A 15,623-nucleotide genomic window follows, 5' to 3' on the forward strand; every position below is an offset into this window, starting at 1 on the left:
CCGTACGCGCGCATCCAATCTGCTCGCTCGCGTCGACGATCTGGCCGACCGCGTCTGCGCCGAAGCGAACGTCGACCGCTGGAACCGTGCCCGCAAAGGCAACTCGCGTCGTAGCCACCCGATCTCTGCCGACCATCCAGATTGAAAGTAGCCGATCTGATATTTCAACCTGCGGGTATTCGGTCGGCATCTGGCCCGATATCCATGATCAGTTTCTGTTCTTCTTGGCGGGAGTGGAATCGCCAAAGAAACGTGTTGAACCGCCAGGCACGGTTGCTGGCGGCTTGGTCGACCCATACTGCTGCTCGCGCGGCGGGTTGCAATGACCACGGTAACGCGATGCTGTCGCCCGCCCAGTGCGAATGGCAGCAGATTTTGAAGGCGGAAGGCGTCCAGAAATCTAAGGGCTGTTCGCGGGAACGATCATGACCGAACAGCAGATCGCTCTTGCTCCGACCGCCCCTGCTGAATACTCGGCCTTCAAGAAGGCCTTGCAGGCAGCTTTCGCGCTGGCAGTCGTTTCAGGTGTGGGCACGATTCAGGATGGCCCCATCCCCTCAGATCAGGATCTGGATCTGGATCAGGCGATGACCGCAAAGGGTGCGGTCGTACTGAATATCATGCAGAACGGTCAGGTGGCAGGCGGGGCGGTTGTGACGATCAACCAGGCAACGCAGCACAACTCGCTGGACATGTTTTTCATTGCTGTTGGTCATCACAACCAAGGTCTTGGCAAGCAGGCGTGGTTTGCGATCGAGCGTGCTTTTCCGCAAACCGCCGTGTGGGAAACCGTGACGCCCTGCTTTGTAGAGCGCAACATCCACTTCTACGTCAACGCGTGTCATTTCCGCATTGTCGAACGATTCAAGGATCCGGACTTCACGCAGGAAGTATCGCACCATCCAAACGTACCGGACGATGGTGACATGTTTCGGTGCACGAAGGTCATGCGGCCTGATGGCGGGCAATTTCCGCCCGCCTGACGTCAAGCGTCTTCAGGATGGCATTTCGGCAATCTGCCGTGCTGCGCGTTCCCCTTCGGCAACTGCCGTTTCCCACATTTGTGCGCCGGCCAATTCGGAATGGCCAAAGGCGATGCGATGGAACGGCGTTTGCAGCACGTCCTTGGGCGCTTTCTTTCCATCCTTGCCGAAGAAGAAGCCCGGAGCGCCGACGAAATAGGCATGGCCCTGCCGGTTGGTCACGATACCGGCAATGTCGCGCTTGTCATCGAAGCCGTAGGGACCGAACATCTTTGTGAACTGCTCGCGCACCTGTGCTTCGATATCCGCATAGGACATCGAGAACAGCTGCATTCTGGCTGCGGTGCATTGCTCTGGAAATGGCGTATCGGGCAGCAGGAACGGAATATACTGCGTGAGCACGACCGGCTTGTTGGGGTCCAGCGGCTGCGTCTCTTGCCCGTCAACCACAAGGTTGCGTCTCAGGCTGGTCCACCAGCCAAACCCGTTGAACCAGCGGACGCCCGAAACCCCGATCTTGTCGAGGAAGCGCCAGTTGCGCAGGGCCACATTGATCACAAGCATCGGCGCGTGATGGAACGCGCCCATCGCTTCGCGGTATTCTGCGTTGATGTCATGGCAGATGCGGCGGTTGGCATGTTGCTGGCCTGAACAGATCACGGCCTTGGCCCGGACGCTCAAAAGCTTGCCGTCCTTGTCGTATGTGACGCGGACGGTCTTGGCTTTGGCCGGCTTTCCTTCATGCACCACCGAGAACACTGTGCTGGACAGGCGCATGCGAACGTTCTGGCCGGATTGATCGAGCTGATCCCACTGCACCTTGCCGTTCATGACATCGGTCATGGTGTCAGCCCCGGCAATCGCTTCGGGCTTGGTCCGTTTCAGCAGCTTGCGTGCAACAATGCCGTTCCCGCCGGGGAAGGATGCAAGATAGAGAACATCGGTGGGGTCCTGCCCATCGAACTGATAGCGATAATAGCCGTTCACGCCGGGCTGCAGGAAATTGTAGGCCGAATAAGCCGAAATCACATCACCGCCCTGCCCGCAGCCCATCGCTGCCATGACCGGACTGAGCACTTCCAGAACGCCATCGATGCAATCAGCCGGAACGCCGACGACATCGAGGAGAAAGGCCTTGTAGGTCATGGAATCGAGCCATTGGGCCCAGTCCTCGCGACGCGGCGGGGTGCGATAGAGCTCCAGATCGACCAGTGCCCGCTTGATCTTGTCCGGGATCGGCGCATCGCGAAAGCTGTTCTGCCACGGATTGATGACCATGCCCTTGTCTTCATAGAAGAACGCGGTATCGCCGCGCTCCCACGAAATATGCATCGGGCCCCATGCATCGTGCGGAATCTGCAGCGGCTTTGACAGGCCGGTCGCTTCCTGGAACTTGAAGGTCTCCGGGAAGCCCAGCTCCTGCAGGATCGGCGCCGCAAAGCCAAGCTGGGACGCGCGCGCAAACGGAACGACGATGCCGGTCGAACCTTGCGGCCCGGTGAGGCGGTGGCCGTCTACATCAAAGTCGTTCTGCTTGGCTTCGCCCCCGAAAATCGCATGCTGATCTAGAATCAGGATTTTCGCATCCGGCTTGCTCTGGCGATAGCGATAGGCCGAGGTCAGTCCGGAAATACCGGCGCCGACGATGACAAGATCGTAGAGCTCATCGACCACAGGCGCGTTCGCGATGCGCTTGTCGAGATCGCCATTGCGGATGTGGCCATGCGCTGCATTCACCACATCTGCCGTGTTGCCGTTCTTGCCGGCATAGTCGCCGACGCCGCCCGGCCCCGTCCATTCAGGGCCCAACCCGTTGAGCGGAGCAGCAAACGTCTGCGCGCGGGCAGGCGAGATCACACTTGGCGCAGCCGCTGTCATCAGCGCCGCGCCCGATCCGACCAGCGTCCCGCCAACGAAGTCCCGCCGCGTTACTCCGCCCTTTTTACCGTTACCCATGTGTGCCCTCACAGCCAGACTTTATTCGATGGTAATCGACTTTTGGCCCGGAGCGCAAGCGCCGTTACGAGGTTGCAACGAAATCTCTCAAATCGTTGAAATATCGTAGATGCAGGACGGGGTGTTAAAACTGCCGGGGCGTTCGCGCGCTGTTGGCGATGCGGCGAAGCCCACGCCGTCGGCTTGACAACCGGTTTTGATTCCCGTTTATTACTCGAATTAATTCAACTTATGGACATTTGTCCGCACACGCCAATCCGCCGCGTCATGCAGCAACCCTCGCAAATGCGTGCGGTCGTCCGCAGAGCCAGATTTCAATTGAACCAACAGGAAAAATGGAATGAAGCACCTTCTGTATTCGGCCGCGCTTATGGGCGTTGCTACCATCGCCGCGCCTGCCCAGGCCACTGATGCCCCCGTGGGCAACCTCGTCCAGGCGCCAAAGGCAATTGCGGACGATTTCCGCAGCCAGGTCGATGCTCTCTATCGGATGAAGGAAAAGGCGTTTGCGAATGAGGACGCCGACAAGATCGTCGAGCAGTTCTATTCAGCCGATGCGATCACCTTCGGCCCCGAAGGCAAGCCGGTCGTCGGCCGTCCCGGTTTCCGGGACGACTATCGCAACATCGTGAAGATCGCCAATGTTCGGGTCGAACCCGTCCACACTCACGTTGGCACCGATGCCGCGTGGGAATGGGTGAACTTCCGCGCGACGCCCAAGGATGCCAGCCAGAAGCCCTTTACCTTCATCATGCTGTTCGTTTTCGCCAAGCAGGATGGCAAGTGGGTTTCGGGCGGCGATGCCTACACCATTGGTGAGTTTCCTGCCGCCAAGTGAACTCGCTTTGATCGCACGGCGCCTGGCCGAGCCTGCCATCCCCAAGGCAGCTCGCGCCAGGCAAGCCCCGTTCGCTCACCGCGGCCGCGCAGGAAGGCCAGTGGGCAGCGCGGAGGTGATTGGCGTTGTCGATGGAAAAGAGCGCCGATATAGCCGGATATATGGCTGAACCGGGAACCACCAAGCGTTACACGCAGGCAAGAGGCAGAGCGCGCCGGGAAGCGCTTGTCGCTGCCGCACGCACGCTGCTGCAGGAATGCAGCGTGGATGAAATCACGCTGACCATGGTCGCCGAGCGCGCGAGCATTCCGGCAAGTTCGGCCTACCATTTCTTTCCGGACATTCGCGTCCTGTACAAGGAACTGGCCTGCCAACTTGCCGACGAGATGACAGAGATTGAATTGCCGGCGATGCAGTACGACCGCTGGCAGGATTGCCTTGCCGCATTTGTTGGCACGTCGGCGATGTATCTGAATGGCGATGCCGCAGCGCGCCAGCTCTTGCTGGGCCCACAGACAGCGCCGGATATCAAGCGGGCCGCCTGCCATGACGACATGCGTTTCGGCGCCATTCTTTTCAGCTTGCTGGATTCACAGTTTCATTTGCCGAAGCTGCGAACCCCGGTGCTGACGTGCTTTTACGCCATCCAGATCGCTGACACATTTTTCAGTCTGTCGGTGCAGGACCACCAGAAGATCAGCGAGGACATGTTGGGCGAAGCGCTGGTTGGCGCAACGTCCTACCTCGCCAACTATTTCCCGCCGATCCTGCAGCCCAAGGCAAAATTGACTGCGGTTGCCACAGACGCGATGTAGCTCCCGCAGACGGTGAAGTGGCCGACGTTAGCCCTGCCCTGCTGTTCCGCCGACTGATGCCACCTTGCATGTGAGGCGGCCATGCGGACCAAAATCGGCCGTGCACGATTGCCCGATATCGACGGCATGAACGCCCGTGATCGCGCCGGTGGACAAAAATGTGCCCGCCTTCAGTGCCACACCCATCGCTGAAAGCTGGTTTAGCGCAAAGGCGACTGCCGTTTTCGGGCCGCCGGGCAAGCTGGCGGCCCTGGCGCTTCCGGCAAGGGCTCCATCGATGTGCGTTTCGCACGAGATTGCATCGACCTGATCTTCCGAAACGGCAGGACCGACCAAAAGCGCAAGGTTGTTTCCGAACACGGCGACGGATGGCAGTGCCCCCATCGTGCCAAGACCGGGCACGGGGCAACCCGCCACTTCAATGCCGATGTGCCAGTCGGAAATGGCGACGCCGATGGTCTCCGCCGTCCAGTCGGTTTTCCCGACCGGCAGATCCTGCGCCAGCACAGCAATGACTTCGGCCTCAAACGCGCTCGTACCCCCTTCGATAGCGGGGAAAATTGCCTCAACCGCCGGCGTGACGTCTTCCACCGTTCCGGCGAAAATCGGGCCGACAAAGCGATTCACCCCGAACCGTTGCTCCTCCTCGCCAAGGAAGCGCCCGACTTTCCATCCCACCACCGGCTCACCCCACTGAGCAACGAGCTCGGCCTGCATGGCATAAGCCTGCGCCACGTCCGCCGGTAGCGCGACCCGTTCGACAACGCAGGTTTGCCCGTTCCGCCGCGCCATGACGATGGCATTGCACAGGGATTCATATTCGGCAGACATGGCTACTCCTATCGATTGATCAGTTCCAAGGACCGCTTGTTTGTGAAGGCGGTTTCAACGCAGATTCTGCACAACGTTCGCCAGAAGCGCGCTCAACTGCTGCTGGTCGCGGTCGGACATGTGGTAGAAAGCCCGGTGCGCCACGCGCGATGCAGCCTGATTGCCGACAGCGGCGGCATGCCTGCCGGTCTGTGTCAGCGTGACCTCTGTTACGCGGCGGTCTGCGCTGCTTTCGCGCGTTTCAACAAGGGCATCGGCCTTCATGCGCTGTACCGTCTTGGTCATGGCGGCGAGCTTCGAATTCGAAAGGGCCGCAATTTCGCTAACGCTCATCCATTCGGCATCGCGCAACACCATCACCACGCGCCATGATGGCATATCCAGCCCAGTGCCCTGCAGCGCCGATGTCATCGCATCTGCATAAGCGACTCCCGCCCGCGTCAACCAGTAGAACGGCCATTCGGTGACTTGCACTGCGGGTTCTGTCGGGTCTTCGGTCATTCGTCATCGCACCTGCAAAGCATCGCCATCGCCATCGGGGTTTTGCGGACGACAATCAACCCGGCGCAGAAATTTAGTTGACTGTTCCCGTAAATTGGATAGCAATATGACTTAGATCAATGCAGTGGGAGAACGAGGTGTGACGGCCGGGAACGAGGTGGTCTTCGTTGAACGACGAATCATCGGTGAAGGCGACCTTCACATCGCCATCAAGGACTGCATCGATGTTGCGGGAAGCCGCACTTCGTCGGGATCGCGCGCCTTTGCGGATAAACCTCTTGCCACGGAACATGCCGACGTCGTGCAGGCGCTGGTCGATGGCGGGGCATGCATCGTCGGCAAGGTCACGATGCATGAACTGGCCTATGGCGTTACCGGGATCAACACTTGGGCGGGCACGCCGGTCAACCCCGCCTTCCCCGATCGGGTGCCCGGTGGCTCGTCCAGTGGCTGTGCCGCTGCAGTGGCCGGTGGCATGGTCGATGCCGCGATCGGCAGCGATACCGGAGGGTCCATCCGTGTTCCTGCCGCATGTTGCAACGTCACCGGGTTCAAGCCCAGTTTCGGTCTGGTTTCGCGCAAAGGGGCATATCCCGAAGAGTCATCGCTCGATTGTGTGGGGCCAATCGCACGCGATGTGACCACTATCGAGCGCATCATGACCATGATCGCACCGGATTTTGCCAGCAAGCCACCTGTCTCGCAGGTCAGGCTGGGGCGCGTGGCCGTGGCGGCAGAGCGGTACGTTGACGACGCCCTGTCCTTGCGGTTGCAGGCTCCCCAGATTGAGACGATTGCCGTGGCGCTCCCGTCCTTTGAGGCGGCTTTCCAGGCGGGGCTGACCATCATGGCCGCCGAAATGGCTTCGCTTTACGGCCACCTTGTTGGCACCGGACTGCTGGGTGCCGACGTGGACGCGCGGCTCAATGCAGCGAGCAAAGTCACGGCAGAGGCCGTTGCGCAGGCAGAAGTCGTTCGCACCCGCTTCATCGATGAAGTCGATCAAGCGCTGACACAAGTCGATGCGCTTGTTCTGCCAACGCTGCCGATGATCCCGCCGAAGCTCACTGAAATAGAGGATGCCCCGCGCACCTTGCGGATGACCGCGCTGGTCCGCCCGTTCAACGTGTCCGGACATCCGGCGGCGTCCTTGCCCATGCTCACGGCCGAAGGGCTTCCGGCAGGCCTGCAACTGGTCGGGCGCCGTGGCGGCGATGCGGACTTGTGTGCCGTTGCCCGCCTGATCGAAAGCCTTGCGCCATGACCATGGATCACATGCTTGCACGGCTTGCCGATCTGGAAGCGGAGGGACGGATCCGCCGCCTGATGGCGCGCTACATGGAATTGTGCGACCATCTTGATGCGTCCACGCCCATGGATGAGCTTGGCGCTCTTTTTGCCGAAGACGCCACATGGAGCGGCAAAGGCGCACGTTATGGCGCGTCGTTCGGCGCACATCGCGGGCGCGCGGCGATCGTTGCCATGCTGGATCGCTACCGCGGGCCTGTGCCGCATTTTGCGATGAACGCGCACTTCCTGTGCTCCGAGTCCATCCATGTCACCGGGGAAACGGCGCATGGATCCTGGATGATGCTGCAAACCTCGACTTACGCCGATGGCCGTTCCGATCTTCGCTCCGCCCGGCTCGAGGTCGGCTTCATCGTTGAAGACGGCGCATGGCGCATCGGTTCTTTCGAGACCGAAAACCTGTTCAGCCGGCCCGTGACAGGCTGGGACAATCCCGCCGAAATTCCAGTTCCGACAGACCAAGGAGACCCATCATGACGGAAACGCTTCCGTCGCGCGACTACGCCAGCCTTGTGCAGGACGATCGCGTGCACACCTCGCTGTACCGTGACCCGGCGATTTTCGACGACGAAATGGACCGCATCTTCAAGAACACCTGGGTGTGGGTTGGCCATGCCAGCGAAGTGCCCGGCCCGAACACGTTCAAGACATCCTACGTGGGCCGCCAGCCCGTGATCCTGACGCGAGACAAGGACGATCGTTTCCACGTCCTGCTCAATCGCTGCCGTCACCGCGCAGCCACTGTCTGCGAAAGGCGCAAAGGCAAGGGCAACGTCTTCGTCTGCCCGTACCACGGCTGGAGCTACAACATCGACGGCAAGTTGCGCGCCGTTCCCCATGCCTCTGTCTATGACGACAGCTTCAACAAGGATGACTTCGCGCTCGAATCCCTGCGCGTGGAACAGTACAATGGCATGATCTTTGCCACGTTCCGCCAGGACATTGAGCCTCTGGTCGAATTCCTTGGCGCGGCCACCAAGTGGATCGATCTGTTCATGAAGCAGGGCGCCGGGTTTGGCGTGAAGACCTTGGGCGAACATCAGTTCCGCTTCCGGGGCAACTGGAAGATCCAGCTCGAAAACACGACCGACGCCTACCATTTCCCCATCGTTCACAAGACCTTCCTGGATTCGCTCGATGCGGAAACAGAGAACGTGTTCGACGTGCTCGGCCAAGGTGGCTGGGTCGAGGATCTTGGCAACGGCCACAGCCTGATGGTGATGATCCCCGATCTTGTCGATCTTGAAGCCAATCTCGATGCCCCCATTCCCGATCGCTTTGCCGAACTGGCAAGCGAACTGGCGGCAGAGGGGCATTCGGACGCAATGGTTCGCAAGATCGTGCGTGCCGTTGGCGGAACCGGGTTCAATCTCAATCTGTTCCCCAACGTCGCCTGCTCGATGGCCTTCTTCCGCGTCTTGCGCCCGATTTCGGTCGAAGAGACGGAAATTCGCCACGTCGCCATCGGCATGGATGGCGGACCGGAAGCGGGCAACCGGGCGCGTCTGCGCCTGCACGAGCATTTTCAGGGGCCAATGGGCTTTGGGTCGCCCGACGATGCCGAAGGGTGGGAGCGCGTGCAACGCGGTGCGCAGGCAGGCGACAACCTGTGGATCATGGTCAATCGCGGCATTGATCCGCTGGTCGGCCACATCGCTGGCAGCAACGTGACCGATGTCAGCGCCGAGACCGGAATGCGCGCGGCATATCAGATGTGGAAAAGGATGATGGTGGCATGAACACGGCCAATCTTGCAGCACACCCGCCGCTGACCGGCACCAGTGGCATCGACTTCACCCAAGCGATGGCGTTCATCTGGCGTGAAGCCGAAATGCTGGACCGGCATGACTACAGTCCCTGGCTCGCGTTGTGGACCGAAGATGGGCGCTACATCATCCCGATCGATCAGGACGAAACTGCCGATCCGCTCAACTCGCTTAACATCGCCTATGACGATGCCGAAATGCGCAAAGCCCGTGTCAAGCGGCTGCGCAGCGGCTTTGCCATGTCCTCTGCACCCGCAGCGCGGACTGCGCGCACGGTCTCTCGTTTCGTTGTGGTCGGCGACAGCGAAGATGGTCTGGACATTCGCGCGGTGCAGCACATCGTGGAGTACAAGTTCGATCGCACCCGCATATTGGCCGGTGAAGTGCTCTATCGCCTTGTCTGCGGCACGGACGGACTTGCGCTTGCCCGCAAGGAAATCCGCCTTCTCAATTCGGACGACCCGCTGTGGGGAATTGGCTACCTGCTCTGAGTCGGCCTTTGCGAAAGTGGCGCAAACGCGTGAAACCAGCATTGGTAGCTCTTGTACGATTTGCGAAAGCAAAATGTGGGGCGGCCGGTTCAATGTCCATTTCGCGCACCTTATGCGGCCCTGCGGTTTGACATAGATGCACTGCTAACGTCTCATCAGTCTCACAGTTTTCAGTGACAAGGCAGTCGTCAAAGGCCCTCATTATCGTTCCTCTGACGTAACAATAATGCCCGATTGCCATTCACTGTAAACCGTGAAATACCTTGGTGCGTTCAGCAAGGTGAACGTTTTGACACGACACAAGCGCGCGAGAGGGAGGCGCCGTCGTGTATTTGGGGAGAACATCATGATGACACGTAGCCACAAGGCGGCACGCATTGCCGCGCTCTTGATTTCCACAGCCGGCCTTGTCGGCGCGGCCAGCAATGCCGTCGCTCAGGACGCTCAGCCGCAAGATCAAGCTGCAGAAGCAAGTTCAAACGAAGGTGGCATTGCCGACACGATTGTCGTCACAGCCAACAAGCGCAGCGAAAGCCTGCAGAAGGTCGCCATCTCGGTCAGCGCTTTTTCGGGCGAACAGATCGACCGTCTGGGTATCACCGACACCACGCAGATCACGCAGCAGATTCCGTCACTGCGGGTCAACGCCTATTCGCCAAACCTGACGATCTTCAGCCTGCGCGGCATTTCGCAGAACAATTTCACCGACAATCTCGAAGCGCCTGTCGCGGTCTATCAGGACGGTGCCTACGTTGCTTCGATGAACGCGGTCGCCGGCCAATTGTTTGATATCAAGCGCGTCGAAGTCTTGCGCGGTCCGCAGGGCACTCTGTTCGGTCGCAATGCCACGGGCGGCCTCATCCACTATCTCAGCGAAGATGCGAGCAAGGACGAGGTTAACGGCTACGCCCAGGGTGAATACGGGCGCTTCAACTCCTGGTCGCTCGAGGCTGCGGCCGGTGGCGCTCTGGCAAAGGGCGTGCGCATTCGCGTGGCCGGTCGTGTCGAGAAGGCCGACGGCTACATCAAGTCGCGCGATACCGACGCTACGGCGCTTGGTCTTGGTGTGATCCCGGGTAGCGGGCAGGATCTGGGCGGCAAGAACGGCTGGGCCGCCCGCGCCAACCTGCAGTTCGACCTGTCGCCCGACGCCACGCTCAGCTTGTGGTACAAGCACTCCGAGGACAACAACGTCGCCACCGGTGGCTATGTGTTCGAAAACTGCGTCTATCTGCCCAACGGCTATTGCGATACCGGCCCGACTGGCCTCACCTCCGACCAGACCGGCGTGATCAACGGTGTCACCGCCGAAAAGGCCTCGCCATGGGAACACTTCGGCGAACATCGCGGCAGCTTCGATCGTGTCATGAACAGCTATCAGGGACAGCTCGACTGGGATCTTGGCAATGTGGACCTGACGTCCATCACCAACTACCTCACCATGGACAAGGTCTATGCCGAGGATGGCGACGCCCTTCCCTTCACCGTCGTCAATGTCGACTCCGCTGTCAACTTCCACCAGTTCTCGCAGGAACTGCGCCTGGCCGGCGAGACCGGAAAGCTCAAGTGGCAGCTCGGCGGCTACTTCCTCGATATGAAGTATGACGGGTACTACAATGTCACCGGTACACCGATCATCGATCTGGCAATTGCAACGAATGGCGGATTCTCGCTGCCAACCGTCGAGCAGAACTACATTGTTAATTCAAAGAACTGGTCGATCTTTGCGCAAGGTGACATCCAGTTCACCGACACGCTCTCGTTGACGCTGGGCGGGCGTTATTCAAAGGACAACAAGTCCATCGACCTTCGCAACTTTGTGGTCGATGCGACATATGCCCCGCAGCCTGACCCCAGGCTCCTGTTCACCGACAAGGACCTTGCCGCAATCGTTCCGGGTGCGAACGAGGAGCACTACGGCGATTGGGCGGCCCGCGTCTCGCTCAACTTCCAGATGACTCCGGACACGCTGCTCTTCGCCTCGTGGAACCGCGGCATCAAGGGTGGGAACTGGTCGCTCTCCTCGGCAATCTCAGCACAGGATTTCCGCCATCGTCCTGAAACGCTCAACAGCTTCGAAGGCGGCTTCAAGACCACGCAGCTGGGCGGCAAGCTTCGCCTCAACGGCACGATCTTCCACTACATCTACGATGATTATCAGGCGTTCTCGCTCGCAGGTGGTGTGCCCAAGATCTACAACAGCGACGCCAAATCGACCGGTGCGGAACTCGAGGCGTTCTACTCGCCGTCGCGCAACTTCGATGCGGTTCTGGGCGCGACCTGGCAGACCTCATCGGTCGAAAGCATTCCCGCTACGGGCGTGCAGTTCGGCCCGGAACTGTTCCCCGGCGCGCCTGACAGCCAGTACTGCACCAACCTTGGCGGCGTGTTCCGTTGCGACTTCCCGCAAAAGAACATCGTGGGCGCAGAGCTCCCCAACGCTCCGCGCTTCAGCTTCAACTACCTGCTGCGCTACAACCGTGATGTTGCCGGTGGCAATGTTGCGGTGCAGGTCGATGGCGTCTGGTACGATGACCAGTTCCTTGAGGTGACCAACGGCCTGGGCTCGCTCCAGAAAGCCTACAACGTCACCAACGCCTCGCTGACCTACCGCCACGAAGACACCGGCATCTCGCTCACCGCATGGGGCCGCAATGTCTTCAACAAGGCCTACAGGGCATATGCCCTCAACCTCGGCATCCTTGGCGTAACGTCCATTTACGCGCCACCGGCATCATACGGTGCGACCCTCAGAATACCTTTTGGTGCCAGCAGATAAGGCTTTCGGGGTATGTTTTCCGAACGTTGACGCACGTTCTCTTCCAAGCCCGGACAAGATTTCAACGGCATCTGGTTGTTGTGTCTCGTCGGCTAGCTAAATGACATCCGCGTGCCTTTTAAGGTGCGCGGATGTCTGGAAGAAAGGCCCAAGTGAAACCTGACATAATTGGCGACGGTTCGGCGCCCATGTCGATGTTGCCTGATGAACATCGACATAGGTGAAGCGATTTGCGGACCGCCAGTAAACGCGGTTGGCGGCACTAGCCTCAGGCTTGCGTATTTTGCTGAGACGAGCCGGCGGCTTGCCACAATCTCGGGCATCGGCCCGACCACTGCATCAGCGGGATCGGTTGCAGGGTCCGAAGGGTCCTCATCGCAAAGGGCGTGTGCGCCGCAGCGGCCGCCCACTAATGAGCCCATTTTCTCTACGAGCGATTGGAGAGCAATCTCCCCGCACTTGCTTCAACGAACTGTCTGTGTGGATCTCTGTTCGAGGCGCGCCCTGCAGGGAGAGCGCGCCTCCAGGTCAAAGATCGAAGCAATCGTTGTCGAACCCGAACGCCATTGCGCCGACATTGCGGGCATAGGGGAACGGATTGTTGGCAACATGAGCGCGGGCGCAGTGGATATCCAGAAACGCCCGCTGTATCTGGTTGCCAAGGTAGATCGCCTTGCCGCCCGAATAGAGCATCAGCTGATCAACCGCCTCAACACAGCGACTGACCATTGATGTGGTGTGATGACCCAGTTCAGCGCGCCGTTCGAGTGGCCAGTCGTTTGCAGCGGCGCGGCGATCCAGCTCTGCAAGGTCGTTTGCCAGCCGAAGTTCGAGGTCATGCATGATGACCTTCACATCAGCCACCGCTTCCTGAATCCGCGTATCAGATGCGAGCCGCGCGCCTGAGTATGTGGCGCGCTTTTCGCGCGTTGCCTGCACGAATACGTCGAGTGCGCGGCGAAGTGATCCGAGCGATGTTGTGGATACCGTGCGATTGAACAGTTGCGCGAAAGGAATGCGATATAGCGCACCCGGATTTGCCTTCATGCCCGGGCAATCAAGCCGGAACATGTCCTTCTCGCGAAGCACTCGGTGCGCAGGGACGAATGCATCGTCGACGACGATATCGTTGCTGCCGGTCGCACACAGACCCATCGTGTGCCAAGTATCGACGATTTCGTAGTCCTTGCGCGGAAGGAGGAAGTTGAAGGGCTCGGGCGTCCCGTCACCGTCTTCGGCAACCACGTTCGCACCGAGAATGACCCAGTCGCAATGCGCTGATCCGCTCGAAAACGCCCAGCGCCCACTGAAGCGATAGCCGCCATCGGCTTTGGTGACCTTGCCGGTGGGCATATAGGACGAGCTGATCAGCACGTTGCTGTCCTCGCCCCACACATCTTCCGCCGCTTGCGGATCGAACAGGGCAAGTTGCCAGTTGTGCACGGCCACGACGCCGTAAACCCATGCACTGCTCATGCAGCCTTCGGCCAGCGTCTTGGCGATCTCGCAGTAAACGGCGGGCGACATCTCGTAGCCGCCATAGCGTCGGGGCTGCAGAACCTTGAAAAAGCCTGCATCGGCAAACGCCTTGATCGTCTCGGCAGAAAGTTGACGGTTGGCAATGGCCTCACGCTCACACTCGCGCAAATGAGGAACCATGGCGCGAGCATGTGCAATCAGTTGCTCGCCAGTCGGGCCGGACGACGTTGCATCTTTGTCGGCATGGGCGGGTGAAGCAATGGCTGCGCTGTGCATCTCTTTCATGGTCCCTTCCTCGTCGCGCCTCCGAAGTGCGCGAATCCTAATCGTCCGCATTGGCCGTCAAGCGCGGGAACAGTTTGCCGAGCAACGGCTTGGGCTACCCCACCCCCTTGACGCTCAACGCTCTCAATTGTTTCTCATACGAAACAATAATGCCGGTTATCCTACGGCTGTAAACGTATAGCAACTCAGCGCGTTCGGCAACACGAACGTTGTGACACATCGCCAACATCCCCTGCGAGCAAGCCATCGATGGTCAAAAATGGCGTAAGAGCCCGGAAACTCGGCAAACTCTCAGCCTAATTGCGCCGCCTGACATCTGCAGCATAGGTGCCGTAAAGCGGGCGGCGGTCGTCAAGCATATCGAATAGGTCGTTGCCGCCCCCTCACGACATCGGCCGAGTAAACAAAAGCGGCAAACGCCATGTCACATGGTTTTCAATCGAAAGGCGCAGCAACCAGGGTCGATGCCGGAGCGGCCAACGCCAGACGGACAAGATCAGACTGCCGCGATGCGCTCATCTTACTCATGAGGGCCTTCAACTGCGAGCGCGCCGTGTGGATGGAAACGTCACGTTGGATGGCAAAGTCTGCAACATCGCCGCCCATCACGAGATGGCTGAGCAATTGCGCCTCTGCCTGACTGATTCCGAAGGTCAGCACATAATCGGCAGTCGCCATGGCGGGCCGGGCCGAAAGGTCGGCCAGTACCACGATCCAGCCTGCATCGCCCTCCCCCAAAAATGGAGAGCGTTCCTGATCGGCAATCCCATGAAGCTTTGTCGTGGAGACATGAAGTTCACGCAGCCCCGCGTTCCAGCGGAAAATCCGTCCCCGCCTGCCGGGATCTTCTCGGCCAAGCAATGACCTCGGCACCGTACCACCGATGCGGAACCGACCCATTGCGCACTGATCACATGCCCGCGACAACAACGCCGCAGCGGCCGGGTTTATCGAAAGGATCGTGCCCTGCGCGTCGCAGGTGATGATCCCATGGCGCAGGCCGTCCATTGCAGAATAAACGTAGCGTTGCGTCTGCCGGTCGGCCGCGATGCTGGCCGAAAGGCCCACCGCTTCGCGCACGTGCGGCATCAGTTCCATCAAAAAGGCGCTGCTGGCCTCATCCAGTGCCGATCCATCGATCCGGCCATGCAGCGCGATGCCCACTTCGCGCTTCGCATCCAGGGTGATCCGCGCCGCAAGAAACCTGCCCATGCCGAATACGCGCAGCTGCTCTTGCCACTTGCGCACCTCGGGCTGAAAGCTGTCCGGCAGATAATGATCTTCAAGCAGGCTGGGAGCGGTGCGTTCCGGGTTGTATTCTGCGATCGTGCGCGGATTCAAATCATCGAGCAGCGCCATGCGATCCATTTGCGCAGGCGTGTTCGAGCAGGATGATTGCCAGCGATGGCGCAGTCTTTCCGGTGTCCGCTCGAACAGATGAAAAGTGGCGGACATGGCATTCGTTCGCAACCGCACCTTATCGAGCGCAGACGTCAGCCGCGCATGATCCACAGCAGTTCCATAGAAGTCGGACAGCAGCTCAGCTTGCACGAAGACTCCCTCCAAGTCGGTTGCAGATCACCTTATGACC

At 59.8% G+C, this 15,623-nt stretch carries 13 protein-coding genes; 8 read left to right on the forward strand and 5 right to left on the reverse strand.

What is annotated here, in order from left to right:
• Positions 1-425 precede the first annotated feature (425 nt).
• Positions 426-983 (forward strand): GNAT family N-acetyltransferase, encoded by a 558-nt coding sequence (locus GGQ88_RS12595; RefSeq protein WP_183613773.1) that lies wholly within the window; start codon positions 426-428, stop codon positions 981-983.
• Positions 984-995: 12 nt separating this feature from the next.
• On the opposite strand, the gene GGQ88_RS12600 is transcribed toward GGQ88_RS12595, so the two are convergent.
• Positions 996-2,939 carry an NAD(P)-binding protein gene (locus GGQ88_RS12600; RefSeq protein ID WP_183613775.1) on the reverse strand — a complete coding sequence of 648 codons (1,944 nt, stop codon included), beginning with the start codon at positions 2,937-2,939 and terminating at the stop codon, positions 996-998.
• A 340-nt stretch (positions 2,940-3,279) separates the two neighbouring features.
• Here GGQ88_RS12600 and GGQ88_RS12605 point away from each other — a divergent pair, with 340 nt between their 5' ends.
• Together GGQ88_RS12605 and GGQ88_RS12610 are read left to right on the forward strand one after the other, a co-directional pair.
• Entirely contained in the window at positions 3,280-3,777 is a 498-nt protein-coding gene (locus tag GGQ88_RS12605; protein WP_183613777.1) for a YybH family protein, read from the forward strand.
• Positions 3,778-3,938: 161 nt separating this feature from the next.
• Positions 3,939-4,592: a TetR/AcrR family transcriptional regulator gene (locus GGQ88_RS12610; RefSeq protein ID WP_183614039.1), complete on the forward strand. Its 654-nt coding sequence runs from the start codon at positions 3,939-3,941 to the stop codon at positions 4,590-4,592.
• A gap of 27 nt (positions 4,593-4,619) precedes the next feature.
• On the opposite strand, the gene GGQ88_RS12615 is transcribed toward GGQ88_RS12610, so the two are convergent.
• Positions 4,620-5,423, reverse strand: coding sequence for a 2-keto-4-pentenoate hydratase (locus GGQ88_RS12615; RefSeq protein ID WP_183613779.1), 804 nt, complete (start codon positions 5,421-5,423; stop codon positions 4,620-4,622).
• Positions 5,424-5,477: 54 nt separating this feature from the next.
• The gene (locus GGQ88_RS12620) at positions 5,478-5,924 is read right to left on the reverse strand and encodes a MarR family winged helix-turn-helix transcriptional regulator (RefSeq protein WP_183613781.1); all 447 of its coding nucleotides are present in this window, start codon (positions 5,922-5,924) and stop codon (positions 5,478-5,480) included.
• Between the two features lie 139 nt (positions 5,925-6,063).
• Here GGQ88_RS12620 and GGQ88_RS12625 point away from each other — a divergent pair, with 139 nt between their 5' ends.
• The 5 genes from GGQ88_RS12625 (at position 6,064) to GGQ88_RS12645 (ending at position 12,268) form a co-directional block, all read left to right on the forward strand.
• The gene (locus tag GGQ88_RS12625; RefSeq protein WP_183613783.1) at positions 6,064-7,188 is read left to right on the forward strand and encodes an amidase family protein; all 1,125 of its coding nucleotides are present in this window, start codon (positions 6,064-6,066) and stop codon (positions 7,186-7,188) included.
• A gap of 11 nt (positions 7,189-7,199) precedes the next feature.
• A complete protein-coding gene (locus GGQ88_RS12630) occupies positions 7,200-7,709 on the forward strand; it encodes a nuclear transport factor 2 family protein (protein WP_281372490.1) in 510 nt (169 codons plus the stop codon).
• The gene (locus GGQ88_RS12635) at positions 7,706-8,971 is read left to right on the forward strand and encodes an aromatic ring-hydroxylating oxygenase subunit alpha (RefSeq protein ID WP_183613787.1); all 1,266 of its coding nucleotides are present in this window, start codon (positions 7,706-7,708) and stop codon (positions 8,969-8,971) included. Before GGQ88_RS12630 ends, GGQ88_RS12635 begins: the two co-directional genes overlap by 4 nt.
• Positions 8,968-9,489 (forward strand): aromatic-ring-hydroxylating dioxygenase subunit beta, encoded by a 522-nt coding sequence (locus GGQ88_RS12640; protein WP_183613789.1) that lies wholly within the window; start codon positions 8,968-8,970, stop codon positions 9,487-9,489. The genes GGQ88_RS12635 and GGQ88_RS12640 overlap by 4 nt, the downstream gene beginning before the upstream one ends.
• Before the next feature lie 346 nt (positions 9,490-9,835).
• Positions 9,836-12,268, forward strand: coding sequence for a TonB-dependent receptor (locus GGQ88_RS12645; RefSeq protein ID WP_246385942.1), 2,433 nt, complete (start codon positions 9,836-9,838; stop codon positions 12,266-12,268).
• Positions 12,269-12,796: 528 nt separating this feature from the next.
• Here the strand turns inward: GGQ88_RS12645 and GGQ88_RS12650 are convergent.
• Both GGQ88_RS12650 and GGQ88_RS12655 read right to left on the reverse strand, forming a co-directional pair.
• Positions 12,797-14,032, reverse strand: a complete 1,236-nt coding sequence (locus tag GGQ88_RS12650) for an acyl-CoA dehydrogenase family protein (RefSeq protein WP_246385945.1) — start codon at positions 14,030-14,032, stop codon at positions 12,797-12,799.
• Positions 14,033-14,467: 435 nt separating this feature from the next.
• Positions 14,468-15,583, reverse strand: coding sequence for a helix-turn-helix transcriptional regulator (locus tag GGQ88_RS12655; RefSeq protein WP_183613791.1), 1,116 nt, complete (start codon positions 15,581-15,583; stop codon positions 14,468-14,470).
• Positions 15,584-15,623: the final 40 nt, after the last annotated feature.

Origin of the sequence: Novosphingobium hassiacum (assembly GCF_014196055.1) — a bacterium.
Taxonomy (GTDB): Bacteria; Pseudomonadota; Alphaproteobacteria; order Sphingomonadales; family Sphingomonadaceae; genus Novosphingobium; species Novosphingobium hassiacum.

Coding starts and splice junctions, on each gene's coding strand:
- GGQ88_RS12595 (WP_183613773.1), top strand. CDS start 426: ATGACCGAACAGCAGATCGCTCTTGCTCCGACCGCCCCTGCTGAATAC.
- GGQ88_RS12600 (WP_183613775.1), bottom strand. CDS start 2,939: ATGGGTAACGGTAAAAAGGGCGGAGTAACGCGGCGGGACTTCGTTGGC.
- GGQ88_RS12605 (WP_183613777.1), top strand. CDS start 3,280: ATGAAGCACCTTCTGTATTCGGCCGCGCTTATGGGCGTTGCTACCATC.
- GGQ88_RS12610 (WP_183614039.1), top strand. CDS start 3,939: ATGGCTGAACCGGGAACCACCAAGCGTTACACGCAGGCAAGAGGCAGA.
- GGQ88_RS12615 (WP_183613779.1), bottom strand. CDS start 5,423: ATGTCTGCCGAATATGAATCCCTGTGCAATGCCATCGTCATGGCGCGG.
- GGQ88_RS12620 (WP_183613781.1), bottom strand. CDS start 5,924: ATGACCGAAGACCCGACAGAACCCGCAGTGCAAGTCACCGAATGGCCG.
- GGQ88_RS12630 (WP_281372490.1), top strand. CDS start 7,200: ATGCTTGCACGGCTTGCCGATCTGGAAGCGGAGGGACGGATCCGCCGC.
- GGQ88_RS12635 (WP_183613787.1), top strand. CDS start 7,706: ATGACGGAAACGCTTCCGTCGCGCGACTACGCCAGCCTTGTGCAGGAC.
- GGQ88_RS12640 (WP_183613789.1), top strand. CDS start 8,968: ATGAACACGGCCAATCTTGCAGCACACCCGCCGCTGACCGGCACCAGT.
- GGQ88_RS12645 (WP_246385942.1), top strand. CDS start 9,836: ATGATGACACGTAGCCACAAGGCGGCACGCATTGCCGCGCTCTTGATT.
- GGQ88_RS12650 (WP_246385945.1), bottom strand. CDS start 14,032: ATGAAAGAGATGCACAGCGCAGCCATTGCTTCACCCGCCCATGCCGAC.